We start from the raw sequence: 26,164 nt of genomic DNA on the forward strand, positions 1-26,164 counted from the left end.
CATCGCCGTTTTTCGTTTATAGTGAATAGGTCGATTACTTTATTACTTAAGGAAGAATAATGAAGAAAATACTCATCACTATGCTCAGCAGCCTTGCTGTAGTCTCTTGCGCTAGCACTAGCGACTCTGAACAAACCGGTTCAACATCAGATACCAACTATTCCCAACTATCACAAACTGCCCTGATGGCAGCTGTAAATATGTGGTCTCAACAAAACGAAACAACACCACTTGCTGATACCGTTGCTGATCAAGCATCTGTAACAAGCGATCAAGCGATTGGCGGTATCGGTTCAATGCTAGCACTTGCACAAAATTCGCTTGGCACTGCAGACAATAAAGAACTCGCATCACTCATTCCTGGAATGTCTTCACTTGAATCGACTGGCTTATCATCAGTTCTAAGCTCACAAGGTGCTGTTGAAAGTGCGTTTGCTGGGTTAGGTATGGATTCGTCAATGGTTACGACATTTGCACCCATCATTCTTCAAGCACTTCAATCACAAGGTGCAACGAGTGGCCTTATGGATTCACTCGCCGCTCTTTGGCAGTAGGCCATCACGATTAGCGATTAGTTGAAGAATATTGTAAGGGCACTTCGGTGCTCTTTTTTGTGCGTGGAAGAAAAGATATTTGAGATACGAGATACGAGATACGAGATACGAGATACGAGATACGAGATACGAGATACGAGATACGAGATACGAGATACGAGATACGAGATACGAGATACGAGATACGAGATACGAGATACGAGATACGAGATACGAGATACGAGATACGAGATACGAGATACGAGATACGAGATATTTTTGAAAAATAGAGCTGAGCAGGCAAGCAAAAATGCCAAACATCGTGGTGCAATTTTTCAATTCGATAGAAACAAAAAAAGCCGAGCTAATGCTCGGCTTTTTGTATTAAGAATCTAGTATAGATTACTCAGCAGCTTCTTCAGCAGCTGGGCGGTCTACAAGCTCAATGTAAGCCATTGGAGCTTTATCACCAGTACGGAAACCACATTTAAGAATGCGAGTGTAACCACCTTGGCGAGCCGCGAAACGCGGGCCTAGTTCATTAAATAGTTTTGCCACAACTTCGTTATCACGAGTGCGAGCAAATGCAAGACGACGGTTAGCAACACTGTCTGTCTTAGCTAGGGTAATCAATGGCTCAATTACGCGACGTAGTTCTTTTGCTTTAGGCACGGTAGTTTTAATAACTTCGTGACGAACAAGAGAGCTAGCCATGTTGCTGAACATCGCTTTGCGATGACTGCTGTTGCGGTTGAGTTGACGACCACTTTTACGATGGCGCATGACCTAATCCTTCTAACTTTTCGATTAATCTTCAGCGATTGACGCTGGTGGCCAGTTTTCTAGGCGCATGCCTAGAGAAAGACCACGTGAAGCAAGCACATCTTTAATCTCTGTAAGAGATTTCTTACCAAGGTTTGGCGTTTTAAGTAGCTCAACCTCAGTGCGCTGTACAAGATCACCGATGTAGTGAATCGCTTCTGCTTTCAAACAGTTAGCAGAGCGAACTGTTAGTTCAAGATCGTCTACAGGACGTAGTAGGATAGGATCGAATTCTGGCTTCTCTTCCTTCTCCTCAGGTACACGTACATCACGAAGATCTACGAACGCATCCAGTTGTTCAGCTAAAATAGTAGCTGCACGACGGATTGCTTCCTCAGGTTCTAGAGTACCGTTCGTTTCCATATCGATAACAAGCTTGTCTAAATCAGTACGTTGTTCTACACGTGCCGCTTCTACAGCATAGGCGATTTTATCAACCGGGCTGTAAGTAGCGTCAACTAATAGACGACCGATAGGACGCTCATCTTCTTCAGTATGGATACGAGCTGAAGCTGGAACGTAACCACGACCACGTTCTACTTTGATACGCATAGCGATCTCAGCATTGTCATCCGTTAGGTGACAAATTACGTGCTCAGGGTTAGCGATCTCTACATCACCATCGTGGGTGATGTCACCTGCAACAACAGGGCCTGAGCCTGATTTGTTCAGTGTAATAAACACTTCATCTTTGCCTTCAGCAACGCGTACAGCTAAACCTTTAAGGTTTAGAAGGATTTCCAGGATATCTTCCTGAACGCCTTCTTTAGTGCTGTATTCGTGTAGCACACCTTCAATTTCAACTTCTGTTACGGCACAACCCGGCATAGAAGATAGAAGAATGCGGCGAAGAGCATTACCTAGAGTGTGGCCGAAACCGCGCTCTAATGGCTCAAGAGTTACTTTCGCGTGTGTCGTATTGATCTGTTCAATGTCAACAAGACGCGGCTTAAGAAATTCTGTTACAGAACCCTGCATTGTGTCCTCTCTTTTTTTAACCTTACTTAGAGTAAAGTTCGACGATCAAGTGTTCATTGATGTCAGCTGATAGGTCAGAACGCTCAGGCATACGCTTGAATGTACCTTCCATTTTGCTAGCATCTACTTCAATCCAAGTTGGCTTTTCACGTTGTTCAGCAACTTCTAGAGCCGCTTTAATACGAGATTGCTGTTTAGCTTTCTCGCGGATAGAAACAACGTCGTTAGCCGCTACTTTGAAAGAAGGAACGTTTACAACTTTACCGTTAACTAGAACAGACTTGTGGCTAACTAGTTGACGAGATTCAGCACGAGTAGCGCCAAAACCCATACGGTAAACTACGTTATCAAGACGACCTTCAAGAAGCTGAAGCAGGTTTGCACCTGTGTTGCCTTTAAGACGTGCAGCTTCTTTGTAGTAGTTGCGGAATTGTTTTTCTAGAACGCCGTAGATACGACGAACTTTTTGCTTCTCACGAAGCTGAACGCCATACTCAGATAGACGACCGCGACGAGCGCCGTGTACACCTGGTGCGTTATCAATTTTACACTTGGTATCGATCGCACGGACACCAGACTTAAGGAATAAGTCAGTACCTTCGCGACGGCTAAGCTTCAGCTTAGGACCCAAATATCTTGCCATGATCTTTCTCCAATATTCCTAGAAACGAAACTTAAACGCGACGTTTCTTAGGTGGACGACAACCGTTATGAGGGATTGGTGTCGCATCAACAATGTTAGTGATACGGAAACCAGCAGCGTTCAGTGCACGAACAGTAGATTCGCGACCTGGACCTGGACCCTTAACCATAACTTCCAAGTTCTTTAGGCCATATTCTTTAGCCATTTCACCACAACGCTCAGCTGCAACTTGTGCTGCGAACGGAGTAGATTTACGAGAACCACGGAAACCTGAACCACCTGCTGTAGCCCATGCAAGAGCGTTGCCTTGGCGGTCAGTGATAGTTACGATTGTGTTGTTGAAAGAAGCATGAATGTGCGCTACGCCATCAGCTACTTGCTTGCGTACGCGCTTACGCGCGCGAGTTGGTTGTTTTGCCATTGTACTCTACCTTATCCGACTATTTCTTGATCGGCTTGCGCGGACCCTTACGGGTGCGAGCGTTGGTTTTAGTACGCTGTCCACGTAGTGGTAGACTGCGACGATGACGAAGACCGCGGTAACAGCCAAGGTCCATAAGACGCTTGATGTTCATCGATACTTCACGACGTAGATCACCTTCTACAGTGTATTTAGCTACACCATCACGCAGTTGATCGATCTGCTCTTCAGTTAGTTCACTGATCTTAGCATCTTCAGCAATACCCACTTCAGCTAGAATAGCTTGAGAGCGAGTTTTACCAATACCGTAGATTGCAGTAAGTGCAATTACAGAATGCTTATGATCAGGAATGTTAATGCCGGCTATACGGGCCATTATTCACTCCTAAGGGGGTTCATAAAAGAATTATCCGCAGCAAAGCCCGTTATGGATACGCTGCGGCATACTACTTCTTTTGCACGCAAAAGGTAGGCCGAGGAATATACTCGACTCTACCTAGTATTTCAAGTAAAAATTTCTGCTGATTAGCCTTGGCGTTGCTTATGCTTTGGCTCACTGCAAATCACGCGAACGACACCGTTACGCTTGATAACTTTACAGTTACGGCAGATTTTTTTAACGGAAGCACGAACTTTCATTGCTAAACTCCGTAAATGGAATCGAAATAATTACTACCGAATTAACGGCCGTAACCTTTCAGATTCGCTTTCTTTAACACAGAATCATACTGTTGTGACATCAGATGAGTCTGTACCTGTGCCATGAAATCCATGATAACAACCACTACGATTAGTAGGGAAGTGCCGCCAAAGTAGAAACGAACGTTCCACGCGACCATCATGAACTCAGGAATCAGACATATAAAAGTAATGTATAGAGCGCCCGCAAGGGTTAGTCTAGTCATCACTTTATCGATATATTTCGCTGTCTGCTCACCTGGGCGGATACCGGGTACGAATGCACCAGACTTCTTCAAGTTATCAGCTGTTTCACGTGGGTTAAACACCAACGCTGTATAGAAGAAACAGAAGAAGATTATAGCTGCTGCATAAAGCATTACATACAACGGTTGACCTGGGCTAAGAGCTAATGACACGTCAGTTAACCAACCGAACGCGCTGCTTTCACCATTTTGACCAAACCACTGCGCTAATGTTCCTGGGAACAAAATAATACTTGATGCAAAAATCGCTGGTATAACACCTGCCATATTAATCTTAAGTGGCAAATGAGAACTTTGTGCTGCAAACACTTTACGACCTTGTTGACGCTTCGCATAGTTAACGACGATACGACGTTGACCACGCTCCATGAAAACCACGAAGTAAATTACAGCAAAAGACAATACCGCGATAAACAACAGAAGAAGCACATGCAATTCACCTTGACGCGCTTGCTCGATTGTTTGACCGATTGCAGAAGGCAATCCAGCAACAATACCTGCAAAAATCAGAATGGAAATACCATTACCGATTCCTCGCTCAGTGATTTGTTCACCTAACCACATCAAAAACATGGTACCAGTTACTAAACTCACGGTAGCAATAAGCGTAAACATGGTTTGGTTGATAACAACCAGATTGTCGACCATGTTTGGTAAGCCTGTTGCGATACCAATAGCTTGGAATGTTGCAAGTACAAGCGTGCCGTAGCGTGTATATTGGCTTATCTTACGACGGCCTGCTTCACCCTCTTTCTTGAGTTCCGCTAACGCTGGATGAACTACAGTTAGCAATTGGACTACGATCGATGCCGAAATGTACGGCATGATACCCAATGCTAATATAGATGCACGCTCAAGAGCACCACCGGAGAACATGTTAAACATTTCTACGATGGTACCTTTTTGCTGATCGAACAAATCGGCAAGTACAGCTGCGTCAATACCAGGGATCGGCACAAAAGAGCCGGCTCGGAATACTAAAAGTGCACCAATTACGAATAATAAGCGCGACTTTAGTTCACTTAAGCCGCTTTGAGCACTACGAAAATCTTTTCCTGGTTTCTTAGCCATCTGTACCTCGTTCCTCGAGATTATTCCTCGATTTTACCGCCTGCAGCTTCGATTGCAGCTTTAGCGCCTTTAGTCACGCGTAGACCTTTAACAGTCACAGCTTTGCTTAGGTCACCAGAAAGAACGATCTTAACAAACTCGATGTTCTTAGTGATAACGTTAGCAGCTTTAAGGCTGTTAAGATCAACTACGTCACCTGTTACTTTCGCTAGCTCAGCTAGACGAACTTCAGCAGACACTAGGCTCTTACGAGAAGTGAAACCGAATTTAGGTAGACGTTGTTTTAGAGGCATTTGACCGCCTTCAAAACCTGGACGAACAGAGCCGCCAGAACGTGACTTTTGACCTTTGTGACCGCGGCCACCTGTTTTACCAAGGCCAGAACCGATACCACGACCTACACGCTTCTTAGAAGGTTTAGAGCCAGCAGCCGGTGATAGAGTATTCAAACGCATTCTGATTACTCCTCAATCTTAACCATGTAGTAAACCTTGTTGATCATACCGCGTACGCACGGTGTATCTTCAAGTTCTACTGTATGGTTGATGCGACGAAGACCTAGACCTTTAAGACACGCTTTGTGCTTAGGTAGGCGACCAATTGAGCTTTTAGTTTGAGTTACTTTAATAGTTGCCATCGTGTTCTTACTCCGAAATAGATTCAACAGTTAGACCACGTTTAGCAGCAACCATTTCTGGTGACTTAACGTCTACTAGAGCACCAATCGTTGCGCGAACAACGTTGATTGGGTTCGTTGAACCGTATGCTTTAGAAAGTACGTTATGTACGCCTGCAACTTCAAGTACGGCACGCATTGCACCACCGGCAATAACACCTGTACCTTCAGCAGCTGGCTGCATGTAAACTTTAGAGCCCGAATGACGACCTTTCACCGGGTGGTGAAGAGTGCCTTCGTTAAGCGCAACAGTAACCATGTTACGACGCGCTTTTTCCATTGCTTTTTGAATCGCAGCAGGTACTTCACGAGCTTTGCCGTAACCGAAACCTACACGACCATTACCGTCACCAACTACTGTTAGTGCAGTGAAGCTCATGATTCGACCACCTTTAACCGTCTTAGATACACGGTTAACAGCGATCAGCTTTTCTTGCAAATCATTAGCTTGTTGTTGTTCTTTAGCCATCTTCCAACCCTACCTTAGAATTTCAGACCAGCTTCGCGAGCAGAATCTGCTAGCGCCGCTACTCGACCGTGGTATTGGAAACCAGAACGATCAAATGCAACTGTAGCTACGCCTTTTTCAAGAGCGCGCTCAGCAACAGCTTTACCAACTGCTTTAGCTGCATCAACGTTACTAGTGTTCTTAACTTGCTCACGGATCGCTTTTTCTACAGTAGAAGCAGCTGCGATAACCTCAGAGCCGTTTGCCGAGATAACTTGAGCGTAAACATGGCGAGGAGTACGGTGTACTACCAAGCGAGTTGCGCCAAGTTCTGCAATCTTACGACGTGCACGTGTAGCACGACGGATGCGAGATGCTTTCTTATCCATAGTGATACCTTACTTCTTCTTAGCTTCTTTAGTACGCACATTTTCATCTGCGTAACGAACACCTTTACCTTTATAAGGTTCAGGAGCACGGTAAGAACGAATGTCAGCCGCAACTTGACCTACTACTTGCTTATCGCAACCAGTAATAATGATCTCAGTTTGGCTAGGGCACTCAGCTTTAATACCTTCAGGTAGAGCGTGCTCTACTGGGTGAGAAAAGCCTAGTGTTAGACCTACAGAGTTGCCTTTGATAGCAGCACGGTAACCAACACCTTTAAGAGTTAACTTCTTAACGAAGCCCTGAGTAACACCCACAACCATGTTATTAACTAGAGCGCGAGCTGTACCAGCCTGTGCCCATGCGTTAGTAACACCTTCTTTCGGACCGAAAGTTAGGTTGTTTTCTTCCTGTGCAATAACTACGGCGCTGTTAAGAACGCGAGTAAGCTCACCTTTGCTACCTTTTACAGTAACTTCTTGGCCGTTTAGTTTCACCTCTACGCCAGCTGGAATAGCGACAGGTGCTTTAGCAACACGAGACATAATCTACTCCTTAAGCTACGTAACAGATGATTTCACCGCCAAGACCTGCTTTGCGAGCAGCACGGTCAGACATCAGACCCTTGGAAGTAGAAACAACTGCAATACCAAGACCACCCATCACTGTAGGTAAAGAGTCTTTATTTTTATAAACTCTTAGACCAGGACGTGATACACGCTTGATTTGCTCGATTACAGGTTTAGCTTGGAAGTACTTAAGAGTAACTTCTAGCTCAGGTTTTACTTCGCTGTCAACAGCGAAGTCTACGATGTAACCTTCAGCTTTAAGTAATGCAGCAATTGCAACTTTAAGCTTTGAAGAAGGCATTTTTACAGCAACTTTATTTGCTGCCTGACCGTTACGAACTCGGGTCAGCATATCCGAAATCGGATCTTGCATGCTCATAAGATTTACTCCAAATGATTAAGTGGCAATTACCAGCTAGCCTTACGAAGACCCGGAATCTCGCCTTTCATGCAAGCTTCACGAACCTTAATGCGGCTTAGACCGAATTTACGTAGGTAACCGTGTGGACGACCAGTTTGGTTGCAACGGTTGCGCTGACGTGATGCACTTGAATCACGTGGAAGAGATTGCAGTTTAAGAACCGCATTCCAACGATCTTCTTCAGATGCGTTTACATCGCTAATGATAACTTTTAGCGCAGAACGCTTTTCAGCGAACTTAACTACTAGTTTTGCACGTTTAGCTTCACGTGCTTTCATTGATTGTTTAGCCATAACAGTAACCCTACCCTTACTTACGGAATGGGAAGTTAAAGGCAGCCAGCAGAGCTCGGCCTTCCTCATCGGATCCCGCAGATGTCGTGATAGTAATATCAAGACCGCGGACACGATCGACTTTATCGTAGTCGATTTCCGGAAAGATGATTTGCTCGCGAACGCCCATGCTGTAGTTACCGCGTCCGTCAAAAGACTTAGCGCTAACACCACGGAAATCACGTACACGTGGAAGTGCGATAGAGATTAAACGCTCTAAAAATTCCCACATGCGCTCACCACGCAAGGTTACTTTACAACCAATTGGGTAGCCTTCACGAATTTTGAAACCAGCTACAGATTTACGCGCTTTCGTGATAAGTGGCTTTTGACCAGAGATCGTTGCCATATCAGATGCTGCGTTTTCTAGCAGTTTCTTATCGTTGATTGCTTCACCAACGCCCATGTTTAGGGTGATTTTCTCAATCCTAGGGACTTGCATGACGCTTGTGTAGCTGAACTCTTTGGTAAGCTCAGCGACTACAGACGACTTGTAGTAATCATGCAGTTTCGCCATAGTAGAACTCCAAATTACTTCTAATTAGTTAGAAACAGTTTCGCCGTTAGATTTGAAGAAACGAACTTTCTTGCCATCTTCGATACGGAAACCGATACGGTCTGCTTTACCAGTAGCCGCGTTAAAGACTGCAACGTTAGAAGCATCAATAGCTGCTTCTTGTTCAACGATGCCACCTTGTTGACCTAGAGCCGGAACCGGCTTTTGGTGTTTTTTAACAAGATTGATGCCTTCAACAACAACTTTACCAGTTGTCAGAACCTTAGTTACTTTACCTTTCTTGCCTTTATCTTTACCAGCAAGAATGATTACTTCGTCGTTACGACGGATTTTAGCTGCCATGTTGCCGCTCCTTACAGAACTTCAGGTGCAAGTGATACAATCTTCATGAATTTCGCGTTACGAAGTTCACGAGTCACAGGACCAAAGATACGTGTGCCGACTGGTTGCTCAGTAGTGTCATTTAACAATACACAAGCATTACTGTCGAAGCGAATGACAGAACCGTCTGGGCGACGAACGCCTTTACGGGTGCGCACTACTACCGCCTTCAGAACATCACCTTTCTTTACTTTACCGCGAGGAATCGCTTCCTTCACTGTAACCTTGATGACGTCACCGATATGTGCATAACGGCGGTGAGAGCCACCCAGAACCTTAATACACATTACCTTGCGCGCGCCAGAGTTATCTGCTGCGTCAAGTGTACTTTGCATCTGGATCATTGTTAGTGCTCCGCTAAATATTAAAACTAGACCCTCTCGGGTCGGGCTGCCTCTTTAAAAGGGACGCGAATTGTACCACCCTTTTTTTAAATTGGGTAGACAAAAAACAAGCGGCTCCAAAAAATAATTTGGAGCCGCTTATAAGTTATAGAATTACAAAGATTAAATCTTCGCTTTTTCTAGAACTTTAACCAATGTCCAAGACTTAGTCTTAGACAGAGGACGACACTCAGCGATTTCAACTTTGTCGCCTAGGCCACAAGTGTTGTCTTCGTCGTGTGCGTGTACTTTAGTCGTGCGTTTGATGAACTTACCGTAAATTGGGTGTTTTACAGTACGCTCAATAGCAACAACGATAGACTTGTCCATCTTGTCACTTACTACACGGCCTTGCTGGATGCGGTTAGTTTCGCTCATTATGCGCCTGCCTTTTCAGTCAAAACAGTTTTCACACGTGCGATGTCACGGCGTACAGCTTTTAGAGTATGAGTTTGCTGAAGTTGACCAGTTGCAGCTTGCATGCGCAAGTTGAACTGTTCACGTAGCAAATTCAATAGCTCAGCGTTAAGCTCTTCAACGTTCTTTTCGCGTAGATCTTGTGCTTTCATCACATCACCTGCTTAGTTACAAAAGTAGTTTTAACAGGCAGTTTACGCGCCGCTAGGCGGAACGCTTCACGTGCCAACTCTTCAGGTACGCCATTCATCTCGTACATAACTTTGCCTGGTTGGATTTGAGCAACCCAGTACGCAACTGAACCTTTACCTTTACCTTGACGAACTTCAAGAGGCTTTTCAGTAATTGGTTTGTCTGGGAAAACACGGATCCAGATTTGACCTTGACGCTTAATGTGACGTGTCATAGCACGACGTGCCGCTTCGATTTGACGTGCAGTCAGACGACCACGGCCAACAGCTTTAAGACCGAATTCGCCGAAGCTTACTTCAGTACCTTTAGCTAGACCACGGTTACGACCAGTCATAACCTTGCGGAACTTAGTACGTTTTGGTTGTAGCATCGTTCGACTCCTTACTTACGGCCTTTACGCTGCTTCTTAGGCTTATCGCCTTTTGGCTCTACTGCGTTAGCAGCTGGCATACCGCCTAGAATCTCACCTTTGAAGATCCAAACTTTAATGCCGATCACACCGTATTGAGTGTGAGCCGAAGAAGTTGCGTAATCAATGTCTGCACGTAGAGTGTGTAGAGGCACACGGCCTTCACGGTACCACTCTGAACGTGCGATTTCAGCACCGCCAAGACGGCCGCCTACTTGTACTTTGATGCCTTTAGCGCCTAGACGCATAGCATTTTGTACCGCACGCTTCATTGCACGACGGAACATAACACGACGCTCTAGTTGAGACGCGATGCTATCAGCTACAAGCTGACCATCTAGCTCAGGCTTACGTACTTCAGCGATGTTAATTTGCGCTGGTACACCTGCGATTTTAGCTACAGCTGCGCGTAGCTTCTCTACGTCTTCACCTTTCTTACCGATAACAACGCCAGGACGAGCTGTGTGAATAGTCACACGGATGCTCTTCGCTGGACGCTCGATAACGATACGAGATAATGATGCTTTTTGTAGTTCCTTGGTAAGGAACTGACGTACCTTGAAGTCGCCGTCTAGGTTGTCAGCGAATTCGTTGGTATTAGCAAACCATGTAGCATTCCAAGGCTTGACGATGCCAAGACGAATACCATTAGGATGTACTTTCTGACCCATTGCTTACTCTCCTAGTCTTTAGCGATCTGCTACAACAATAGTGATGTGGCTTGAACGCTTCAAGATACGATCCGCACGGCCTTTAGCACGAGGCATAATACGCTTCATGATAGGGCCCTCATCTACGAAGATTTTAGCGACATTTAGATCGTCGATATCTGCACCTTCGTTATGTTCCGCGTTAGCGATAGCTGACTCAAGAACTTTCTTAACTAAAACAGCAGCTTTTTTGTTGCTGAAAGTTAGAATTTCTAGAGCCTGGTCTACCGACTTACCGCGAATTTGGTCTGCAACTAAGCGAGCTTTCTGTGGAGAAATACGAGCAAAGTTATGTTTAGCTAAAGCTTCCATCATCTACTCCTTATTTCTTCTTAGCTTTCTTATCTGCAGCATGACCGCGATAAGTACGAGTTGGTGCAAATTCGCCTAGTTTGTGACCGATCATTTCTTCGGTAACGAAAACAGGGACGTGCTGACGACCATTATGGACAGCGATGGTCAAACCAATCATTGTTGGGATGATCATTGAGCGACGGGACCAAGTCTTAATAGGCTTTTTGTCTCCGCTTTCCACCGCTTTCTCTACCTTCTTCAGCAAGTGTAGGTCAATAAAAGGACCTTTCTTGAGAGAACGTGGCATGGCGATTCCTCTTTATAAATTATTTAGTGCGACGACGTACGATGTACTTGTCAGTGCGCTTATTCTTACGAGTCTTGAAGCCCTTAGTAGGAACGCCCCAAGGAGATACTGGGTGACGACCACCAGATGTGCGGCCTTCACCACCACCATGTGGGTGATCCACCGGGTTCATTACTACACCACGTACGGTTGGACGTACGCCGCGCCAGCGTGAAGCACCAGCTTTACCAAGTTCACGTAGCATATGCTCAGAGTTACCAACTTCACCGATCGTTGCACGACCTTCAGAAAGTACTTTGCGCATTTCACCAGAACGTAGACGGATAGTTACGTATGCACCATCGCGAGCGATGATTTGAGCATAAGCACCAGCCGAACGAGCTAGTTGTGCACCTTTACCAGGCTTAAGTTCAACACAGTGTACAGTAGAACCTACTGGGATGTTGCGCATCGGCAGAGTGTTACCTGCTTTGATTGCAGCATCTACGCCAGATTGAATCTGGTCGCCTGCGTTAACACCTTTAGGTGCAATGATGTAACGACGCTCACCGTCTGCGTACAGAACTAGAGCGATGTTAGCACTACGGTTTGGATCGTATTCTAGACGCTCAACTTTCGCTGGGATGCCATCTTTAGTACGTTTGAAGTCAATCAGACGGTAATGGTGTTTATGACCACCACCGATGTGACGTACTGTAATACGACCGTTGTTGTTACGACCACCGTTCTTAGAGTTTTTCTCTAAAAGTGGTGCGTATGGCTTACCCTTGTGCAGGTCAGCGTTAACAACTTTAACGACGTGACGACGACCAGGGGAAGTCGGCTTACATTTAACAATAGCCATTTTTACTACTCCTGTTATTCCGCGCCGCCAACGAAGTCAAGATCTTGACCTTCTTTCAAAGTAACGTAGGCTTTCTTAACGTCTGAACGACGGCCTTCACGCATACCTTGACGTTTGGTCTTACCCTTTAATACAAGAGTATTTACAGACTTAACTTCAACTTCAAATAGCTTTTCTACAGCTGCTTTGATCTCTTTCTTAGTTGCATCTTTAGCTACTTTGAAAACGATAGTGTTCGCTTTCTCAGCTGCCATAGTTGCTTTTTCAGAGATGTGCGGAGCACGTAGAACTTTTAAGATACGCTCTTCAGTGATCATGCTAGCATCTCCTCAACTTGCTTAACTGCGTCAGCAGTCATCAGAACCTTGTCGAAAGCGATTAGTGATACTGGATCAACACCAGCAACATCACGTGCATCTACTTTGTATAGGTTACGAGCAGCTAAGAATAGATTTTCATCTACTTCGCCAGTCACAATCAGAACGTCGTTTAGCTCAAGCTCTTTAAGCTTAGCTACAAGTTCTTTTGTTTTTGGTGCTTCTACAGAGAAGTTATCAACAACGATTAGACGCTCTTGACGAATCAACTCAGACAGAATGCTCTTCATAGCACCGCGGTACATTTTTTTGTTTACTTTTTGGCTGTGATCTTGTGGTTTCGCAGCAAAAGTAACACCACCTGTACGCCAGATTGGGCTACGAATTGTACCAGCACGTGCACGGCCAGTACCTTTTTGGCGCCATGGCTTAGCACCGCCGCCTGATACTTCAGAACGAGTCTTTTGAGCACGAGTACCTTGACGAGCACCTGCTGCATATGCAACAACTACTTGGTGTACTAGAGCTTCGTTAAAGTCACGTCCGAAAGTAGTCTCGGAAACAGTTAGTGCATCAGCACCTTTAACCATCAATTCCATTACTTACTCCTAGACGTTATGCTTTAACAGCAGGTTTTACGATCACGTTACCGCCTGTTGAGCCTGGTACTGCACCTTTAATAAGGAGTAGATTGCGCTCAGCGTCAACACGTACGATCTCTAGGTTTTGAGTCGTTACACGCTCAGCTCCCATGTGACCTGCCATTTTCTTGCCTTTAAACACGCGGCCTGGAGTTTGACATTGGCCAATTGAACCCGGTGCGCGGTGAGACAAAGAGTTACCGTGAGTCATATCTTGAGTAGAGAAATTCCAACGCTTGATAGCGCCTTGGAAGCCTTTACCTTTAGATGTACCAGTAACGTCTACTTTTTTAATTTCGTTGAAAAGTTCTACGTTTAGCTCAGCGCCAACTTCAAACTCTTCGCCGTTTTCTAAACGGAATTCCCAAAGACCGCGACCTGCTTCTACACCCGCTTTCGCGAAGTGACCAGCTTCAGGTTTAGTTACACGGTTAGCTTTCTTAGCACCAGTAGTTACTTGGATTGCTGCGTAGCCGTCTGTCTCAAGAGTTTTAACTTGAGAAATACGGTTCGCTTCAACCTCAACAACAGTTACTGGGATAGAAACGCCTTCTTCAGTAAATACGCGGGTCATACCCACTTTACGTCCGACTAGACCAATCATTATTCTTATCTCCCTTAACCTAGGCTGATTTGAACATCAACGCCAGCTGCAAGATCAAGACGCATTAGAGCATCAACAGTTTTATCTGTTGGCTCAACGATGTCGATCAAACGCTTGTGAGTACGAATTTCGTACTGGTCACGTGCATCTTTGTTGACGTGTGGAGAGGTAAGAACAGTGAAACGCTCTTTACGAGTAGGAAGTGGAATAGGACCACGAACCTGTGCGCCAGTACGTTTTGCTGTTTCAACGATTTCCGCAGTTGAAGCATCGATTAGCTTGTAATCAAACGCTTTAAGGCGGATACGAATACGTTGGTTCTGCATGAGACAGAGCTCCAATTATTAAAAATTACACAAACAATATCGCCACTCAAGCTCGAAAGAACGAGAGAATGCCGATTGATTTATGTGAAACCGTAGCATCCAAAATCAGGACGCATTGTCAGTTAACTTTTGAAGTAAACACAAAGTTTACTATTTTTATTAACCGCGAACATAAGCTGAGTATACATTACTAGGTAAGACCTACTCCTCAGTGCTCATTGGTTCACAAACCGGCGTTAGCCAGTGCGATGCATTATACAGATCACGTTTTAGTATGCAAGTAGTGTTGGGAAAATAATCGGAATATATTGAAAAAGGAACTTGAGGAGGTATGGAGTATTGCGCGGGAAAGGAATGTTTCTCTATGAATAACAAAAGGGAAGCCGAAGCTTCCCTTTTCAGATGCGTGCTCTTCTAATGAAGAGTGTGCAAAAATCTAAATGCTATTAAGCGAAGATTTTAGCTACAACACCAGCACCAACTGTACGGCCACCTTCGCGGATTGCGAAACGTAGACCTTCGTCCATTGCGATTGGAGCGATTAGCTCAACAGTCATTTGAACGTTGTCACCTGGCATTACCATTTCTACGCCTTCTGGTAGAGTGATATCGCCTGTTACGTCAGTTGTACGGAAGTAGAACTGTGGACGGTAACCCTTGAAGAAAGGAGTGTGACGGCCGCCTTCGTCTTTAGAAAGTACGTATACTTCAGACTCAAACTTAGTGTGTGGGTTGATTGAACCTTTAGCAGAAAGTACTTGGCCACGTTCAACGTCATCACGCTTAGTACCACGTAGAAGTGCACCAACGTTCTCACCTGCACGACCTTCGTCAAGCAGTTTACGGAACATTTCAACACCAGTACAAGTAGTAAGAGTAGTTTCTTTGATACCAACGATTTCTACTTCGTCACCTACACGTAGGATACCGCGCTCGATACGACCAGTAACTACAGTACCACGACCTTGGATTGAGAATACATCTTCAATAGGAAGTAGGAACGGTAGATCAACAGCACGCTCTGGAAGTGGAATGTAAGAATCTAGTGCTTCTGCAAGCTCAACGATCTTGTCTTCCCACTGCTTTTCGCCGTTTAGAGCGCCAAGTGCAGAACCTTGAATTACTGGAAGGTCGTCTCCTGGGTACTCGTACTCAGAAAGAAGTTCACGTACTTCCATTTCTACTAGCTCAAGTAGCTCTTCGTCATCAACCATGTCACATTTGTTCATGAATACGATGATGTAAGGGATACCAACTTGACGACCAAGTAGGATGTGCTCACGTGTTTGTGGCATAGGGCCATCTGTAGCAGCAACAACTAGGATACCGCCGTCCATTTGAGCAGCACCAGTGATCATGTTTTTAACATAATCGGCGTGTCCAGGACAGTCTACGTGTGCGTAGTGACGTTCAGGAGTATCGTACTCAACGTGAGAAGTTGCGATTGTGATACCGCGCTCGCGCTCTTCTGGAGCGTTATCGATAGATGCGAAATCTTTAGCAACACCGCCGTACACTTTTGCAAGTGTAGTACAGATAGCAGCAGTTAGAGTTGTTTTACCGTGGTCAACGTGGCCGATAGTACCAACGTTTACGTGCGGTTTCGTACGTTCAAATTTTTCTTTAGACACAATCGTGTTCCTTCCTAGTTATGATTCGCCACGTTCATTATTGAGCGAGACGCGCCAGAAATTGCTATTTTATGCGCCAACTCTCGTTAGCGCAATATTTGGACGCATTGATCTTTCAAAAAATGAAAAAAATGCGTCCCTTTTGTTTAACCACGCTCTGCAATGATTGCTTTTGCAACATTGTTAGGCACTTCAGCGTACTCACTAAACTCCATAGAGTAAGAAGCACGGCCTTGTGTCGCAGAACGTAAATCAGTTGCGTAACCGAACATGACAGACAACGGAACTTGTGCACGAATTATCTTCAGGCCAGCTGTCCCCTCGTCCATACCTTCGATGATGCCGCGACGACGGTTAATATCGCCAACAACGTCACCCATCCAGTCTTCTGGAGTAGTTACTTCAACTTTCATCATAGGCTCAAGCAGAACCGGTTGCGCTTCAAGTGCACCCGATCTGAAAGCCATAGAGGCAGCGATTGTAAACGCCATCTCACTTGAATCTACTTCATGGTAAGAACCATCATATAGTGTAGCTTTGATATCCAAAACTGGATAGCCAGCAAGTACACCATTGTTCATCTGCTCTTCAACGCCTTTAGCGACTGAAGCGATAAACTCTTTAGGTACGATACCGTTGGCAATTTCATCAACGAAGACAAAGCCTTCGCCAGCTTCTGATGGTTCAAGTTTTAGCCACACGTGACCGTACTGACCTTTACCACCATGCTCACGGATAAATTTGCCTTCCGCTTTCGCAGTACCGCGAATCGTTTCACGATAAGCTACTTGCGGGTTACCAACGTTGCAGTTGACGTTAAATTCACGCTTCATACGGTCAACGATGATATCTAAGTGTAGTTCGCCCATACCAGAAATTAGTGTCTGGCCAGTTTCCGCATCCATATCAACGCGGAATGATGGGTCTTCTGCTGCTAGTTTACCTAGAGCGATAGTCATTTTATCTTGATCAGCTTGAGAGCGAGGCTCTACAACGATCTGAATAACTGGATCTGGAAATTCCATACGCTCAAGAACGATTTTATGGTTCTGATCACATAGAGTTTCACCAGTAGTAACATCTTTAAGGCCGATAATGGCTGCGATGTCACCTGCTCGTACTTCTTTTACTTCTTCACGTTTGTTTGAGTGCATTTGAACAATGCGCCCTAAACGTTCACGTTGTTTCTTCACAGAGTTGTAAGCTGTTTTACCGCTTTCAACAACTCCAGAGTAAACACGGATGAAAGTTAAAGTACCAACAAATGGGTCTGTTGCAATTTTAAATGCTAGCGCTGAGAACGGTTCTTTGTCGTCCGCGTGACGCTCAATTTCATTCTCGTCGTCATCAACACCTTTAATTGCCGGTACATCGACTGGAGAAGGAAGGAAATCAACCACTGCATCTAGAACAGCTTGTACACCTTTGTTTTTGAATGCACTACCACAAGTGGCAAGTACGATTTCATTATTAAGGGTACGAATACGAAGACCTTGCTTGATTTCAGCTTCTGTTAATTCACCTTCTTCAAGGTACTTATCCATCAGCTCTTCATTTGCTTCTGCAGCAGCTTCAACAAGTTCGGTACGATATTCTTCAGCCATTTCTTGCATGTCTGCAGGAATATCTTCGTACGTGAAAGTCATGCCCTGGTCAGCGTCGTTCCAGTTTATTGCCTTCATCTTGAGAAGATCGACAACACCTTGAAAGTTTTCTTCAGCACCAATGTTCAGTTGAATTGGAACAGGGGTTGCGCCTAGGCGGTCCTTGATCTGTTCAACTACGCGCAAGAAATCTGCGCCTGTACGGTCCATTTTGTTAACGAAAACCATACGTGGAACTTGGTACTTATCAGCTTGACGCCATACTGTCTCTGACTGAGGTTCAACACCAGACGAGCCACAGAAAACAACAACTGCACCATCAAGTACACGCAGAGAACGTTCTACTTCGATTGTGAAGTCAACGTGTCCAGGAGTGTCGATGATGTTGATACGGTGGTCCGAGAACTGAGCTTCCATACCACGCCAAAACGTGGTCGTTGCTGCTGAAGTGATCGTAATACCGCGCTCTTGCTCTTGCTCCATCCAGTCCATGGTTGCTGCACCATCGTGAACTTCGCCGATTTTGTGAGAAAGACCGGTATAGAACAGAATACGTTCACTTGTGGTTGTTTTACCTGCATCTACGTGAGCAACGATACCGATATTACGGTATTGCTCTATAGGAGTTTTACGAGCCACGGTTGAATCCTCTTATTAGAGACTTAGGGACTATTGCTATGTCTAGATTATGCGTTAAAAGCGATGCTTCGATAAAAAGTGCTTGCCCTAGAAATAGCAATAGTTCCTAGCATAAGCATAGGAACTAAAGAAGTGCTGCAAGGAACCTTGCAGCACTAAAAAGGTATTACCAGCGGTAATGTGCGAACGCTTTGTTTGCGTCAGCCATGCGGTGAACGTCTTCACGTTTCTTAACCGCAGTACCTTTGTTCTCAGACGCGTCTAGCATTTCAGCAGCTAGGCGTTGAGCCATAGATTTTTCACCACGCTTACGCGCAGCTTCAACTACCCAACGCATAGCAAGAGCGTTACGGCGAACCGGACGAACTTCTACAGGTACTTGGTAAGTTGAACCACCCACACGGCGAGATTTAACTTCTACCGCTGGGCGAACATTTTCAAGAGCTTCTTCAAATACAGCTAAGTGATCTTTACCAGATTTCTCAGCCATAGTTTCTAGTGCAGTGTAAACAATCTTCTCTGCAGTAGATTTTTTTCCGTCAACCATAAGGATGTTAACGAATTTTGCCAGCAGTTCAGATTTGAACTTAGGATCTGGAAGGATCTTACGCTGGCCTATTACGCGACGACGTGGCATGGAATTTCTCCGTTGTCTTCTTCAGGTTTTTTCCAAAACTTTTCAGAATAATAAATAAATAGTGTTTGGCCTTACTTAACGCTTTCTTTTTAAAAAAGACGCATTAAGACTTAGGACGTTTCACACCATACTTAGAACGACCTTTCTTACGGTCGTTAACGCCTGCACAGTCAAGTGCACCGCGAACAGTGTGGTAACGCACACCTGGTAAATCTTTAACACGACCACCACGGATAAGAACAACACTGTGTTCTTGAAGGTTATGACCTTCGCCGCCGATGTATGAAGTAACTTCAAAGCCGTTAGTTAGACGAACACGACATACTTTACGTAGTGCTGAGTTCGGTTTTTTTGGAGTAGTAGTATATACGCGAGTACATACACCACGTTTTTGTGGGCACGCTTCTAGTGCAGGCACGTTGCTTTTAACAACCTGCTTTACACGAGGAGTACGTACCAACTGGTTAATAGTTGCCATTAACTAGCTCCTGATTTACTTGAAAGTAAGCTTGATGAAAAATCTAGCCCTATTACACATAGTGTAAATAGGGACGCAAAATTCTATTCAGCAGTGGGATGTGTGTCAAGAAATATACAGATCTTTTTTAGCCGTCTAGAGCTCAGGATGGTCTTTTTTTAACCATACTGATAAAACGCAGCTACCAAGTTACTGATTTGTCGTTCAAAACCGTCAGTTTGACGAATCCGTCGAAGTCCACTTGATCCAGAGTGCTTGAAGCAAGTTGTTGTAAACCTCGGCTATCGAGATCTGTTTTTAATACCGACACATGTTCAACGGTTGAGATTTGATTGAATAACTCATGATTTGGAAGGCAAACATACACCGCATCTTCAACCAAAAGGATGTGATCCTTTTGTTGCGAGTACGCCAATGCAAGCTTGAGTTTGTCTACTGATTTTACAATATGAAGCATAACGTTCCCTAGAAAGTCAGTATTTTTTGGCTCTGAGCTAACTTCTGCGTCAACTCATTCACTTCTAGCGCAGTCACATCGATCAGTAGGTTATCGGTCGAAAGACCAAACTGATTGAGGCTATGTTGACACACGTAAACCTGCTCGATGTCGTAGAGGTCCATAAGCTTGAATGCAGAAATATAGTCACGTGATAGGGATTCATCAGGCTGTTGAGCCTTGAGAACCTGTGTAACGCCATTACCGACAAAGAACACGGTAATGTCTTCACTATAGGCTGAAGCCGCTAGCAGTGCGTCTAGCCCTTCTCTGCCCGCTGCCGTCGTATGAGGAAAAGTGTTAAATACAAAGGCCAATTTACTCAAAACTGTACAACCCTATCTTGCGTCAAAAGTGCTTCAGATAAGCTCCCTAACCCAGCTTGGGTAAACCCAGCCGCCAAGTTAGATGCACTCAATTGATGTTGCGTTGCTTCATCCGTGCTGATCACTCCGCGTCTAAGCGCAGCAGCAACACACGTTTCAAGGCTAACATTGTGCTCATCCGCCAGTTTTTGCCAAGCGGAAGCCAGGTCGAATTCATCATTAGCAGGTACGGTAAGGTCAGAGCCATTACTGACGCCATCTTGATAGAAGAATACACTGTGAAGTTTGTGGCCCTGATTAATAAGAGCCACTGCAAACTGGTAAGCACTTCTTGCCGACTGTGAACCGTAGACCGGCCCATTCACTAAAAGTGTATAGCTTAACAACCCTCTTCATCCTCTGTTTTACGTTGTCGGATGTATAGGTATACGGTGTGCTTAGAGATGTTCAATCGCTCAGCAACACGGTTAATCGCGTCTTTAATATCGAAAATACCTTTGTCGTAAAGCTCCATCACGATTTGACGGTTCTTAGTATTGTTCGATACTGATTTGTCGGCATTGATTTCTTCAATGGTGCGTTCAACCGTCTGGTCGACAAGCTCTTCCACATCACTCGCAAAGTTTACTGATGATGCTGCTTCGTCCGCATCTTGGGTAGGCATGAAAGATTGCAGTACTTGTGAGAATGGCGCATCTAAGTTTACGTTAATACACAACAAACCAATCACTCGGTCTTCACCATTGCGGATAGCAACCGTGATCGACTTCATCAATACTCCGCCTTTAGCGCGAGTAAAGTATGAACGTGAGAAATTACGCTTAGAACCTTCAATATCTTTCAGCATCTTCAATGCGAGATCGGTGATCGGCGAACCAACCTGACGACCTGTATTTTCGCCGTTGGCAATTTTAATCGCAGAAGTATTGAGGTCTTCTAAAGAGTGTAAAACGATTTCACAAAACGGACCGATAAGACTCGCAATACCGTCAACCACGGCCTCATAAGATCTTAGAATGATTTTATCGTGTTCACTGAATGGCATAACGTGGACTGATTCCATTTCAAGTAACACATCTGCATTGACTGTTTCTGTAGTAGTCACTTATTCCTTACCTTCGTGTGAAAAATCAACAAATTTATGTAAGTTTATCAGAAAATTTTAATTGCACACCTAGCTAACATTGCAACTAGTGATTTAGAACAAGTTTAAAAATCAAATACTCACCTTCAAATCATAAAAAAAGCCTAACTCAAAGTTAGGCTTTTTATTCAATCAACGTATTTTAGAATAAAACTTTTAGCTGATATTACTGAGCAGGAGCCGCTTCAGCGTTATCAATTTTAAGTAGTTCAACTTCGAATACTAGCGTTGAGTTAGCAGGAATAGTCGGTGTGTCTTGCTCACCGTATGCTAGCTCTGGCGGGATAACGAACTTGTACTTAGAACCAACTTGCATCAGTTGTACGCCTTCAGTCCAGCCTGGGATTACGCGGTTTAGTGGGAAGGTTGCTGGTTCGCCACGATCGTAAGAGCTGTCGAACTGAGTACCGTCGGTTAGCGTACCTTTGTAGTGCACTTGAACAGTATCAGTGTCTTTTGGAGAAGCACCTTCACCAGCCGTCATTACTTGGTAAAGTAGACCAGATTCAGTTTGCTTAACGCCTTCAGCTTTAGCGAACTCAGCGCGGAAATCATCACCGGCTTTCTTCACTTCTGCAGATTTTTCTGCCGCTTGTGCTTGCATTGTTTCAGCAACACGCTTGTCTAGAGCTTCAAGAGCTGCGCGAGTTTCTTCTTCGTTAAGTGCTGTTTTCTCTGCGAATACGTCTTCGATACCTTGAAGAACCATATCTTTGTCTAGGTTAATGCCTAGCTCGCTTGGCTTATCAATGCTTGTGCTTAGGTAGTTCGCGAAAGATACACCGATTGCGTATGCCGCTTTGTCATCTTCTGTTTTAAAGTTTACTGCTGCAACTTTAGCTTCTTCTACCTGTGGAGCTTCTGCCTTTGGTTCTTCTTTCTGACAACCAACTGCTAGCATAACCGTTGCGGCAAGCAGTGATACTTTTAAAACTGATTTCATTGAATTCTCCAATTAATGGCCAAGCCATTGGTTATTGTGCACAAATCTAATGATTAGATTGGTGTGAATACGTTAGTTATAACAATATACTAGTCATATGTCTTTCGACACAAACCGGATTATTAGATGTGATGCGAATATTTTTCCACTCATTGCTATGTACGATTGTCATCACCTTGTTAAATGGTTGCTTTTTCTTTCAAGATGATGAGCAACGTTGGGAAATTGAACCCAATGGTGCCACCAGCTTTGCACTAAGCAGAGATGGACGCTTCGCCCTGCTCTACTCTCAGCAAAAACAACTGTTACTTTGGGACCTCGTCCAAGATAAAGAACTCGCTCAACTCGGCCCGCAAGATCAATCAGAAAACCAAGTATCGCGTATCCGCATCTCGGACAACGGCCGCTTCGCCATTACCGCCAGCCAGATGAATTTCGCCGTTTGGGACTTATCTTGGACTCAAGCTGAAGGGCTTTGGTCTATTTCCGATGGCCTAATTCGTGATGTCGATATATCCGGCAATGGTGAAAAAGTCTTACTTGGCCTGTCTAATGGCAAAGCTATCTATGTGGACTTAGTCACCGGACGCCGTCTTGAGTTCCTTGCTCACCGAGAAAAAGTTAATTCAGTCTCCCTCTCTTCTAATGGCCGCTACGCATTATCAGGCGGCAACGACTACAAAGCTTACCTTTGGGATACCGAATCAGGCTTGGTGTTACGTACCTTCGAGCATGAACAAAGAGTAGTACGAGTTGCACTACAACGGGATGGAGAATTGGCTTTTACTTCCGATGGCGGCAACCAAGCGATGATCTGGGATTTGGAAACAGGTGAACCTCAAGCGCAGTTGCAGAGCTGGTCTCGACAGCTGATATTCTCTAGTGCTCGCTTTTCTGACGACGGCAGTATGTTGGTGACGGGTACGCCATCCAGCCAAGTGAGTGTGTGGAATACTCAAGATGGAAAACGAATTTCTCGTCACGATGCCGAGCCATTAAAAGATGCTCGCCCTCCCCGTGCGGTAGTGTATGATGCAGCCTTTGATGAAAAGAACCGTGTGATATCGGGCACCTCTGCGGGCATCGCCCAAGCTTGGAATGTGGATTAAGAACGATGACAGAAAAGCGAATTGAACAACTAGAAAGCCGCGTGAATGACCTAGAATGTCAGTTGGCTTTCCAAGAACAGACCATTGAAGAACTCAATGAAGCGCTTAGCCAACAACAGATGTTGATCACGAGAATGCAAGACCAAATGAAGTTCGTTGTGGGTAAAGTGAAAAATATGGATGGCTCAAACCTCGCTGATGCATCAGAAGAGACGCCACCTCCACACTATTAAGCGCCATTCAAAATGACGAATTGATTCTAGTGACGTGTATCACTAGAAATATGCAAACTAAAAGGGCGACAGATTCTTATCTGTCGCCCTTTTAGTTTGTTTAGTCTGCGCTAATTCAACCAAAGCTAGTTAAACCAATATAAGCTTAGTCATCGGCATAAATCTTCACTTCCACGCAGCCGTTAGTATCAACACTCGCGCGATACATTCCTGAACTGTTCATACCGAAGTGAATATCACCTTGGCCATCGATAGCAATCAAGCCGCCTTCGCCACCCATGGTTTTCAGTTCACCTTGAATGATGTGTTCACAAGCCGTATGCACATCTTCCTTGAGATAACGCATTCTTGCCGCCACATCACTGGCGACCATCTTTCTAAGGAAGAACTCGCCCATTCCTGTCGTTGATACGGCCACGTTGCCATTTTCAGCAACAGTGCCTGCACCGATGATTGGAGAATCTCCCACACGACCGTATTTTTTATTGGTTACGCCACCGGTACTGGTTGCTGCAGCTAAGTTACCGGCTTGGTCTAATGCTACTGCGCCAACCGTGCCGTATTTCTTATCATCTGGGTATTTTTGAACTTGTTGTTCATCATATTTCGCTTCAGACAGCGCAAAGATGCCTTTCTCTTTCATCGATTGAAGTTGGTCATAACGACGCTCAGTAAAGAAGTAATCTTGCTCGGTGAAGATATACTCATGCTCAAACGCAAACTTCTCTGCGCCTTCACCAATCAACAGCACATGATCGCTTTTAAGCATCACATCACGCGCCAGCTCAATGGGGTTTTTGATATGGCGGACACCGGCAATAGCACCCGCATCCATTTCGCGACCGTGCATCACAGAAGCATCCATCTCAACAAATTCATCATGAGTTAAAACAGAGCCTTTACCGGCATTAAAATGCGGGCTGTCTTCCATCACTTTAACCGATGCAACCACCGCATCCAGAGCGTCACCACCCGATTGCAACACTTGATAGCCGGCTAAAACAGACTTTTCCAAAGCCTCGGTAATACCCGTTTTTAGTTCATCGCTCATTTGCTCTCGTAAGATGGTTCCTGCACCACCATGAATGGCAATTGAAAAAGGCTGTGACATGCGAACTCTCCACTGACGTCGTCTTATAATGTTGTGTTATCAATACCACATCCATGGTTTGATGTCTGATAGCGAAAACCAAACTTTTTACGAATGCTTAGATTTGAGGACACTTAGATTTACGGACACTTAGTTCGCTAGATTAAAAGTCAGCTCAAAAAGTGAGACTTCTAAACGAAGAAAGCCTCCGCAAGGGAGGCTTTCAGTATTCTTAAACTAAACCGTTAATTCGGTATTAGTGAGAACCACAGCTACCGCCGCCGCAGCAGCCGTCTTTTTTCTCTTCAGCGTGGTCATGGCCTTCGCCACCACAGCAACCGCCTTCGTGGTCATGATCATGGTCGTGACCGTGGCTACCACAGCCGCCTTCTTGGTGTACGTGACCGTGTTGAACTTCTTCTTCAGTCGCTTCACGAACGGCTACAACTTCAACGTCAAACGTTAGAGTTTGGCCAGCTAGCATGTGGTTACCATCAACAACAACTTCGTCGCCATCTACTTCAGTAACTTCAACTGGGATTGGACCTTGGTCAGTATCCGCTAGGAAACGCATGCCAACTTCGATTTGCTCAACACCTTGGAATACGTCTGCAGGAACACGTTGAACTAAGTCATCGTTGTGCTCGCCGTAAGCGTCTTCTGGAGTAACCGTTGCTGAGAACTTGTCGCCAGCTACTTTGCCTTCAAGCTCTTTTTCAAGACCTGTAATTAGGTTGTTGTGACCGTGAAGGTAATCTAGTGGAGCTTCTGCAGTTGATTGGTCAACTACTACGCCATCTTCAAGTTTCACTTGATATGCAACACTAACTACTACGTTCTTTTCAATTTTCATGAGAGCTCCAAGGAGGTTTGGACTAAGCTCGAACAGTTGAGCTTAGGAAAAATTCTGTACCGGGATATTATGGGGATCAATTAACGAAACTCAATCATTCTGGCTTAAAAATACCGATCATTTCTTGATTCGCGTGTTCAGATTTCTCTACAGTTTTCGGTTTGCGCTGCTCTGTGAAGTCACAATCGACGCATTCCACCAGCTCAATATTATTTTCAACCCACCAGCGGAGTGTGTCTTGAGTCTTGCAGCTTGGGCAGCTCGCCCCTGCGATAAAGCGTTTTTTCTGTTTCACGTTCATATCCTTTACTACTCTGGGTTCGCAGTTCTTCCCACATGCTCTATTCGAGACTAAGCAGAGACCGCGTTTATTATTAGATTGGTTCTTTAAGTT

The 26,164-nt window shown here is 44.9% G+C and carries 43 protein-coding genes; 3 read left to right on the forward strand and 40 right to left on the reverse strand.

Annotated elements, in window-relative coordinates; translation table 11 throughout:
• Positions 1–59: 59 nt before the first annotated feature.
• Positions 60–554: a DUF2780 domain-containing protein gene (locus tag AC3CH4_RS13735; RefSeq protein WP_065207479.1), complete on the forward strand. Its 495-nt coding sequence runs from the start codon at positions 60–62 to the stop codon at positions 552–554.
• 381 nt (positions 555–935) lie between these two features.
• Here the strand turns inward: AC3CH4_RS13735 and rplQ are convergent, their stop codons facing one another.
• The 37 genes from rplQ to fkpA form a co-directional block, all read right to left on the reverse strand.
• Positions 936–1,316, reverse strand: coding sequence for a 50S ribosomal protein L17 (rplQ, locus tag AC3CH4_RS13740; protein ID WP_004729812.1), 381 nt, complete (start codon positions 1,314–1,316; stop codon positions 936–938).
• Between the two features lie 24 nt (positions 1,317–1,340).
• Complete coding sequence (locus AC3CH4_RS13745) at positions 1,341–2,333, reverse strand: DNA-directed RNA polymerase subunit alpha (protein ID WP_004729813.1); 993 nt, start codon at positions 2,331–2,333, stop codon at positions 1,341–1,343.
• Between the two features lie 22 nt (positions 2,334–2,355).
• On the reverse strand, positions 2,356–2,976 hold the full coding sequence (gene rpsD / locus AC3CH4_RS13750) for a 30S ribosomal protein S4 (RefSeq protein ID WP_004729814.1): 621 nt from the start codon (positions 2,974–2,976) through the stop codon (positions 2,356–2,358).
• A 31-nt stretch (positions 2,977–3,007) separates the two neighbouring features.
• A complete protein-coding gene (rpsK, locus tag AC3CH4_RS13755) occupies positions 3,008–3,397 on the reverse strand; it encodes a 30S ribosomal protein S11 (protein ID WP_004738778.1) in 390 nt (129 codons plus the stop codon).
• Between the two features lie 19 nt (positions 3,398–3,416).
• Positions 3,417–3,773 carry a 30S ribosomal protein S13 gene (rpsM, locus tag AC3CH4_RS13760; RefSeq protein WP_004738779.1) on the reverse strand — a complete coding sequence of 119 codons (357 nt, stop codon included), beginning with the start codon at positions 3,771–3,773 and terminating at the stop codon, positions 3,417–3,419.
• Positions 3,774–3,922: 149 nt separating this feature from the next.
• Positions 3,923–4,036, reverse strand: a complete 114-nt coding sequence (gene rpmJ, locus AC3CH4_RS13765) for a 50S ribosomal protein L36 (RefSeq protein WP_000868186.1) — start codon at positions 4,034–4,036, stop codon at positions 3,923–3,925.
• A gap of 41 nt (positions 4,037–4,077) precedes the next feature.
• Positions 4,078–5,412, reverse strand: a complete 1,335-nt coding sequence (gene secY / locus AC3CH4_RS13770; RefSeq protein WP_004736759.1) for a preprotein translocase subunit SecY — start codon at positions 5,410–5,412, stop codon at positions 4,078–4,080.
• A gap of 20 nt (positions 5,413–5,432) precedes the next feature.
• Entirely contained in the window at positions 5,433–5,867 is a 435-nt protein-coding gene (gene rplO / locus AC3CH4_RS13775; RefSeq protein ID WP_004736758.1) for a 50S ribosomal protein L15, read from the reverse strand.
• Between the two features lie 5 nt (positions 5,868–5,872).
• A complete protein-coding gene (gene rpmD / locus AC3CH4_RS13780) occupies positions 5,873–6,049 on the reverse strand; it encodes a 50S ribosomal protein L30 (RefSeq protein WP_004736756.1) in 177 nt (58 codons plus the stop codon).
• 7 nt (positions 6,050–6,056) lie between these two features.
• On the reverse strand, positions 6,057–6,557 hold the full coding sequence (gene rpsE, locus AC3CH4_RS13785) for a 30S ribosomal protein S5 (protein ID WP_004736754.1): 501 nt from the start codon (positions 6,555–6,557) through the stop codon (positions 6,057–6,059).
• Positions 6,558–6,571: 14 nt separating this feature from the next.
• Positions 6,572–6,925, reverse strand: coding sequence for a 50S ribosomal protein L18 (rplR, locus tag AC3CH4_RS13790; protein ID WP_004736752.1), 354 nt, complete (start codon positions 6,923–6,925; stop codon positions 6,572–6,574).
• Between the two features lie 9 nt (positions 6,926–6,934).
• Positions 6,935–7,468, reverse strand: a complete 534-nt coding sequence (rplF, locus tag AC3CH4_RS13795) for a 50S ribosomal protein L6 (RefSeq protein WP_004736750.1) — start codon at positions 7,466–7,468, stop codon at positions 6,935–6,937.
• 10 nt (positions 7,469–7,478) lie between these two features.
• Positions 7,479–7,871, reverse strand: coding sequence for a 30S ribosomal protein S8 (gene rpsH / locus AC3CH4_RS13800; protein WP_004736749.1), 393 nt, complete (start codon positions 7,869–7,871; stop codon positions 7,479–7,481).
• A 29-nt stretch (positions 7,872–7,900) separates the two neighbouring features.
• Positions 7,901–8,206, reverse strand: coding sequence for a 30S ribosomal protein S14 (rpsN, locus tag AC3CH4_RS13805; RefSeq protein ID WP_004736747.1), 306 nt, complete (start codon positions 8,204–8,206; stop codon positions 7,901–7,903).
• A gap of 16 nt (positions 8,207–8,222) precedes the next feature.
• Positions 8,223–8,762, reverse strand: a complete 540-nt coding sequence (gene rplE, locus AC3CH4_RS13810; protein ID WP_004736744.1) for a 50S ribosomal protein L5 — start codon at positions 8,760–8,762, stop codon at positions 8,223–8,225.
• A 24-nt stretch (positions 8,763–8,786) separates the two neighbouring features.
• Positions 8,787–9,104, reverse strand: a complete 318-nt coding sequence (gene rplX / locus AC3CH4_RS13815) for a 50S ribosomal protein L24 (RefSeq protein WP_004736742.1) — start codon at positions 9,102–9,104, stop codon at positions 8,787–8,789.
• A gap of 11 nt (positions 9,105–9,115) precedes the next feature.
• A complete protein-coding gene (gene rplN, locus AC3CH4_RS13820) occupies positions 9,116–9,487 on the reverse strand; it encodes a 50S ribosomal protein L14 (protein WP_004736740.1) in 372 nt (123 codons plus the stop codon).
• Between the two features lie 162 nt (positions 9,488–9,649).
• A complete protein-coding gene (gene rpsQ / locus AC3CH4_RS13825) occupies positions 9,650–9,904 on the reverse strand; it encodes a 30S ribosomal protein S17 (RefSeq protein WP_004736739.1) in 255 nt (84 codons plus the stop codon).
• Entirely contained in the window at positions 9,904–10,095 is a 192-nt protein-coding gene (rpmC, locus tag AC3CH4_RS13830; RefSeq protein ID WP_004736737.1) for a 50S ribosomal protein L29, read from the reverse strand. The genes rpsQ and rpmC overlap by 1 nt, the downstream gene beginning before the upstream one ends.
• A complete protein-coding gene (rplP, locus tag AC3CH4_RS13835) occupies positions 10,095–10,505 on the reverse strand; it encodes a 50S ribosomal protein L16 (RefSeq protein ID WP_004736736.1) in 411 nt (136 codons plus the stop codon). The genes rpmC and rplP overlap by 1 nt, the downstream gene beginning before the upstream one ends.
• Before the next feature lie 11 nt (positions 10,506–10,516).
• Positions 10,517–11,215 carry a 30S ribosomal protein S3 gene (gene rpsC / locus AC3CH4_RS13840; RefSeq protein WP_004736734.1) on the reverse strand — a complete coding sequence of 233 codons (699 nt, stop codon included), beginning with the start codon at positions 11,213–11,215 and terminating at the stop codon, positions 10,517–10,519.
• A gap of 18 nt (positions 11,216–11,233) precedes the next feature.
• A complete protein-coding gene (gene rplV / locus AC3CH4_RS13845; protein WP_004736732.1) occupies positions 11,234–11,566 on the reverse strand; it encodes a 50S ribosomal protein L22 in 333 nt (110 codons plus the stop codon).
• Between the two features lie 10 nt (positions 11,567–11,576).
• Complete coding sequence (rpsS, locus tag AC3CH4_RS13850; RefSeq protein WP_004736729.1) at positions 11,577–11,855, reverse strand: 30S ribosomal protein S19; 279 nt, start codon at positions 11,853–11,855, stop codon at positions 11,577–11,579.
• A gap of 19 nt (positions 11,856–11,874) precedes the next feature.
• Complete coding sequence (rplB, locus tag AC3CH4_RS13855) at positions 11,875–12,699, reverse strand: 50S ribosomal protein L2 (RefSeq protein ID WP_017076297.1); 825 nt, start codon at positions 12,697–12,699, stop codon at positions 11,875–11,877.
• 14 nt (positions 12,700–12,713) lie between these two features.
• Positions 12,714–13,016, reverse strand: coding sequence for a 50S ribosomal protein L23 (rplW, locus tag AC3CH4_RS13860; RefSeq protein ID WP_004736765.1), 303 nt, complete (start codon positions 13,014–13,016; stop codon positions 12,714–12,716).
• Positions 13,013–13,615 (reverse strand): 50S ribosomal protein L4, encoded by a 603-nt coding sequence (rplD, locus tag AC3CH4_RS13865; RefSeq protein ID WP_004736764.1) that lies wholly within the window; start codon positions 13,613–13,615, stop codon positions 13,013–13,015. The genes rplW and rplD overlap by 4 nt, the downstream gene beginning before the upstream one ends.
• A gap of 16 nt (positions 13,616–13,631) precedes the next feature.
• A complete protein-coding gene (gene rplC / locus AC3CH4_RS13870) occupies positions 13,632–14,261 on the reverse strand; it encodes a 50S ribosomal protein L3 (protein ID WP_004736763.1) in 630 nt (209 codons plus the stop codon).
• Between the two features lie 14 nt (positions 14,262–14,275).
• Positions 14,276–14,587, reverse strand: a complete 312-nt coding sequence (rpsJ, locus tag AC3CH4_RS13875) for a 30S ribosomal protein S10 (protein WP_004736761.1) — start codon at positions 14,585–14,587, stop codon at positions 14,276–14,278.
• 446 nt (positions 14,588–15,033) lie between these two features.
• On the reverse strand, positions 15,034–16,218 hold the full coding sequence (gene tuf, locus AC3CH4_RS13880; protein WP_012604914.1) for an elongation factor Tu: 1,185 nt from the start codon (positions 16,216–16,218) through the stop codon (positions 15,034–15,036).
• Between the two features lie 146 nt (positions 16,219–16,364).
• Entirely contained in the window at positions 16,365–18,461 is a 2,097-nt protein-coding gene (gene fusA / locus AC3CH4_RS13885) for an elongation factor G (RefSeq protein WP_171308869.1), read from the reverse strand.
• Between the two features lie 166 nt (positions 18,462–18,627).
• Positions 18,628–19,098, reverse strand: a complete 471-nt coding sequence (rpsG, locus tag AC3CH4_RS13890) for a 30S ribosomal protein S7 (protein ID WP_017073678.1) — start codon at positions 19,096–19,098, stop codon at positions 18,628–18,630.
• Between the two features lie 103 nt (positions 19,099–19,201).
• Entirely contained in the window at positions 19,202–19,576 is a 375-nt protein-coding gene (gene rpsL, locus AC3CH4_RS13895) for a 30S ribosomal protein S12 (RefSeq protein ID WP_012604917.1), read from the reverse strand.
• Positions 19,577–19,757: 181 nt separating this feature from the next.
• Positions 19,758–20,033, reverse strand: a complete 276-nt coding sequence (gene tusB, locus AC3CH4_RS13900; protein ID WP_017083779.1) for a sulfurtransferase complex subunit TusB — start codon at positions 20,031–20,033, stop codon at positions 19,758–19,760.
• Positions 20,034–20,041: 8 nt separating this feature from the next.
• The gene (gene tusC, locus AC3CH4_RS13905) at positions 20,042–20,398 is read right to left on the reverse strand and encodes a sulfurtransferase complex subunit TusC (protein WP_488543061.1); all 357 of its coding nucleotides are present in this window, start codon (positions 20,396–20,398) and stop codon (positions 20,042–20,044) included.
• On the reverse strand, positions 20,395–20,784 hold the full coding sequence (gene tusD, locus AC3CH4_RS13910; protein WP_017083781.1) for a sulfurtransferase complex subunit TusD: 390 nt from the start codon (positions 20,782–20,784) through the stop codon (positions 20,395–20,397). The genes tusC and tusD overlap by 4 nt, the downstream gene beginning before the upstream one ends.
• Positions 20,778–21,503: a helix-turn-helix transcriptional regulator gene (locus AC3CH4_RS13915; protein WP_004729851.1), complete on the reverse strand. Its 726-nt coding sequence runs from the start codon at positions 21,501–21,503 to the stop codon at positions 20,778–20,780. Before AC3CH4_RS13915 ends, tusD begins: the two co-directional genes overlap by 7 nt.
• A gap of 205 nt (positions 21,504–21,708) precedes the next feature.
• Entirely contained in the window at positions 21,709–22,485 is a 777-nt protein-coding gene (gene fkpA, locus AC3CH4_RS13920) for an FKBP-type peptidyl-prolyl cis-trans isomerase (protein ID WP_171308871.1), read from the reverse strand.
• Positions 22,486–22,616: 131 nt separating this feature from the next.
• On the opposite strand from fkpA, the gene AC3CH4_RS13925 reads away from it, so the two are divergent.
• Together AC3CH4_RS13925 and AC3CH4_RS13930 are read left to right on the forward strand one after the other, a co-directional pair.
• Positions 22,617–23,594 carry a WD40 repeat domain-containing protein gene (locus AC3CH4_RS13925; protein ID WP_488543637.1) on the forward strand — a complete coding sequence of 326 codons (978 nt, stop codon included), beginning with the start codon at positions 22,617–22,619 and terminating at the stop codon, positions 23,592–23,594.
• A gap of 5 nt (positions 23,595–23,599) precedes the next feature.
• The gene (locus tag AC3CH4_RS13930; RefSeq protein ID WP_004729640.1) at positions 23,600–23,827 is read left to right on the forward strand and encodes a SlyX family protein; all 228 of its coding nucleotides are present in this window, start codon (positions 23,600–23,602) and stop codon (positions 23,825–23,827) included.
• 145 nt (positions 23,828–23,972) lie between these two features.
• Here AC3CH4_RS13930 and AC3CH4_RS13935 read toward each other — a convergent pair whose 3' ends face one another.
• The 3 genes from AC3CH4_RS13935 to AC3CH4_RS13945 form a co-directional block, all read right to left on the reverse strand.
• Positions 23,973–24,938, reverse strand: coding sequence for an isoaspartyl peptidase/L-asparaginase family protein (locus AC3CH4_RS13935; protein WP_428783890.1), 966 nt, complete (start codon positions 24,936–24,938; stop codon positions 23,973–23,975).
• 235 nt (positions 24,939–25,173) lie between these two features.
• Positions 25,174–25,770: a peptidylprolyl isomerase gene (slyD, locus tag AC3CH4_RS13940; RefSeq protein ID WP_017083786.1), complete on the reverse strand. Its 597-nt coding sequence runs from the start codon at positions 25,768–25,770 to the stop codon at positions 25,174–25,176.
• A gap of 94 nt (positions 25,771–25,864) precedes the next feature.
• Positions 25,865–26,065: a YheV family putative zinc ribbon protein gene (locus AC3CH4_RS13945; protein WP_086048637.1), complete on the reverse strand. Its 201-nt coding sequence runs from the start codon at positions 26,063–26,065 to the stop codon at positions 25,865–25,867.
• Between the last annotated feature and the right edge of the window lie 99 nt (positions 26,066–26,164).

It is taken from the genome of Vibrio sp. QJM3NY_26, assembly GCF_057786005.1.

Coding starts and splice junctions, on each gene's coding strand:
- AC3CH4_RS13735 (WP_065207479.1), top strand. CDS start 60: ATGAAGAAAATACTCATCACTATGCTCAGCAGCCTTGCTGTAGTCTCT.
- rplQ (WP_004729812.1), bottom strand. CDS start 1,316: ATGCGCCATCGTAAAAGTGGTCGTCAACTCAACCGCAACAGCAGTCAT.
- AC3CH4_RS13745 (WP_004729813.1), bottom strand. CDS start 2,333: ATGCAGGGTTCTGTAACAGAATTTCTTAAGCCGCGTCTTGTTGACATT.
- rpsD (WP_004729814.1), bottom strand. CDS start 2,976: ATGGCAAGATATTTGGGTCCTAAGCTGAAGCTTAGCCGTCGCGAAGGT.
- rpsK (WP_004738778.1), bottom strand. CDS start 3,397: ATGGCAAAACAACCAACTCGCGCGCGTAAGCGCGTACGCAAGCAAGTA.
- rpsM (WP_004738779.1), bottom strand. CDS start 3,773: ATGGCCCGTATAGCCGGCATTAACATTCCTGATCATAAGCATTCTGTA.
- rpmJ (WP_000868186.1), bottom strand. CDS start 4,036: ATGAAAGTTCGTGCTTCCGTTAAAAAAATCTGCCGTAACTGTAAAGTT.
- secY (WP_004736759.1), bottom strand. CDS start 5,412: ATGGCTAAGAAACCAGGAAAAGATTTTCGTAGTGCTCAAAGCGGCTTA.
- rplO (WP_004736758.1), bottom strand. CDS start 5,867: ATGCGTTTGAATACTCTATCACCGGCTGCTGGCTCTAAACCTTCTAAG.
- rpmD (WP_004736756.1), bottom strand. CDS start 6,049: ATGGCAACTATTAAAGTAACTCAAACTAAAAGCTCAATTGGTCGCCTA.
- rpsE (WP_004736754.1), bottom strand. CDS start 6,557: ATGGCTAAAGAACAACAACAAGCTAATGATTTGCAAGAAAAGCTGATC.
- rplR (WP_004736752.1), bottom strand. CDS start 6,925: ATGGATAAGAAAGCATCTCGCATCCGTCGTGCTACACGTGCACGTCGT.
- rplF (WP_004736750.1), bottom strand. CDS start 7,468: ATGTCTCGTGTTGCTAAAGCACCTGTCGCTATTCCAGCTGGCGTAGAG.
- rpsH (WP_004736749.1), bottom strand. CDS start 7,871: ATGAGCATGCAAGATCCGATTTCGGATATGCTGACCCGAGTTCGTAAC.
- rpsN (WP_004736747.1), bottom strand. CDS start 8,206: ATGGCTAAACAATCAATGAAAGCACGTGAAGCTAAACGTGCAAAACTA.
- rplE (WP_004736744.1), bottom strand. CDS start 8,762: ATGGCGAAACTGCATGATTACTACAAGTCGTCTGTAGTCGCTGAGCTT.
- rplX (WP_004736742.1), bottom strand. CDS start 9,104: ATGGCAGCTAAAATCCGTCGTAACGACGAAGTAATCATTCTTGCTGGT.
- rplN (WP_004736740.1), bottom strand. CDS start 9,487: ATGATCCAGATGCAAAGTACACTTGACGCAGCAGATAACTCTGGCGCG.
- rpsQ (WP_004736739.1), bottom strand. CDS start 9,904: ATGAGCGAAACTAACCGCATCCAGCAAGGCCGTGTAGTAAGTGACAAG.
- rpmC (WP_004736737.1), bottom strand. CDS start 10,095: ATGAAAGCACAAGATCTACGCGAAAAGAACGTTGAAGAGCTTAACGCT.
- rplP (WP_004736736.1), bottom strand. CDS start 10,505: ATGCTACAACCAAAACGTACTAAGTTCCGCAAGGTTATGACTGGTCGT.
- rpsC (WP_004736734.1), bottom strand. CDS start 11,215: ATGGGTCAGAAAGTACATCCTAATGGTATTCGTCTTGGCATCGTCAAG.
- rplV (WP_004736732.1), bottom strand. CDS start 11,566: ATGGAAGCTTTAGCTAAACATAACTTTGCTCGTATTTCTCCACAGAAA.
- rpsS (WP_004736729.1), bottom strand. CDS start 11,855: ATGCCACGTTCTCTCAAGAAAGGTCCTTTTATTGACCTACACTTGCTG.
- rplB (WP_017076297.1), bottom strand. CDS start 12,699: ATGGCTATTGTTAAATGTAAGCCGACTTCCCCTGGTCGTCGTCACGTC.
- rplW (WP_004736765.1), bottom strand. CDS start 13,016: ATGATCACTGAAGAGCGTATCTTAAAAGTTCTACGTGCTCCGCACATC.
- rplD (WP_004736764.1), bottom strand. CDS start 13,615: ATGGAATTGATGGTTAAAGGTGCTGATGCACTAACTGTTTCCGAGACT.
- rplC (WP_004736763.1), bottom strand. CDS start 14,261: ATGATTGGTCTAGTCGGACGTAAAGTGGGTATGACCCGCGTATTTACT.
- rpsJ (WP_004736761.1), bottom strand. CDS start 14,587: ATGCAGAACCAACGTATTCGTATCCGCCTTAAAGCGTTTGATTACAAG.
- rpsG (WP_017073678.1), bottom strand. CDS start 19,098: ATGCCACGTCGTCGCGTAATAGGCCAGCGTAAGATCCTTCCAGATCCT.
- rpsL (WP_012604917.1), bottom strand. CDS start 19,576: ATGGCAACTATTAACCAGTTGGTACGTACTCCTCGTGTAAAGCAGGTT.
- tusB (WP_017083779.1), bottom strand. CDS start 20,033: ATGCTTCATATTGTAAAATCAGTAGACAAACTCAAGCTTGCATTGGCG.
- fkpA (WP_171308871.1), bottom strand. CDS start 22,485: ATGAAATCAGTTTTAAAAGTATCACTGCTTGCCGCAACGGTTATGCTA.
- AC3CH4_RS13925 (WP_488543637.1), top strand. CDS start 22,617: ATGCGAATATTTTTCCACTCATTGCTATGTACGATTGTCATCACCTTG.
- AC3CH4_RS13930 (WP_004729640.1), top strand. CDS start 23,600: ATGACAGAAAAGCGAATTGAACAACTAGAAAGCCGCGTGAATGACCTA.
- AC3CH4_RS13935 (WP_428783890.1), bottom strand. CDS start 24,938: ATGTCACAGCCTTTTTCAATTGCCATTCATGGTGGTGCAGGAACCATC.
- slyD (WP_017083786.1), bottom strand. CDS start 25,770: ATGAAAATTGAAAAGAACGTAGTAGTTAGTGTTGCATATCAAGTGAAA.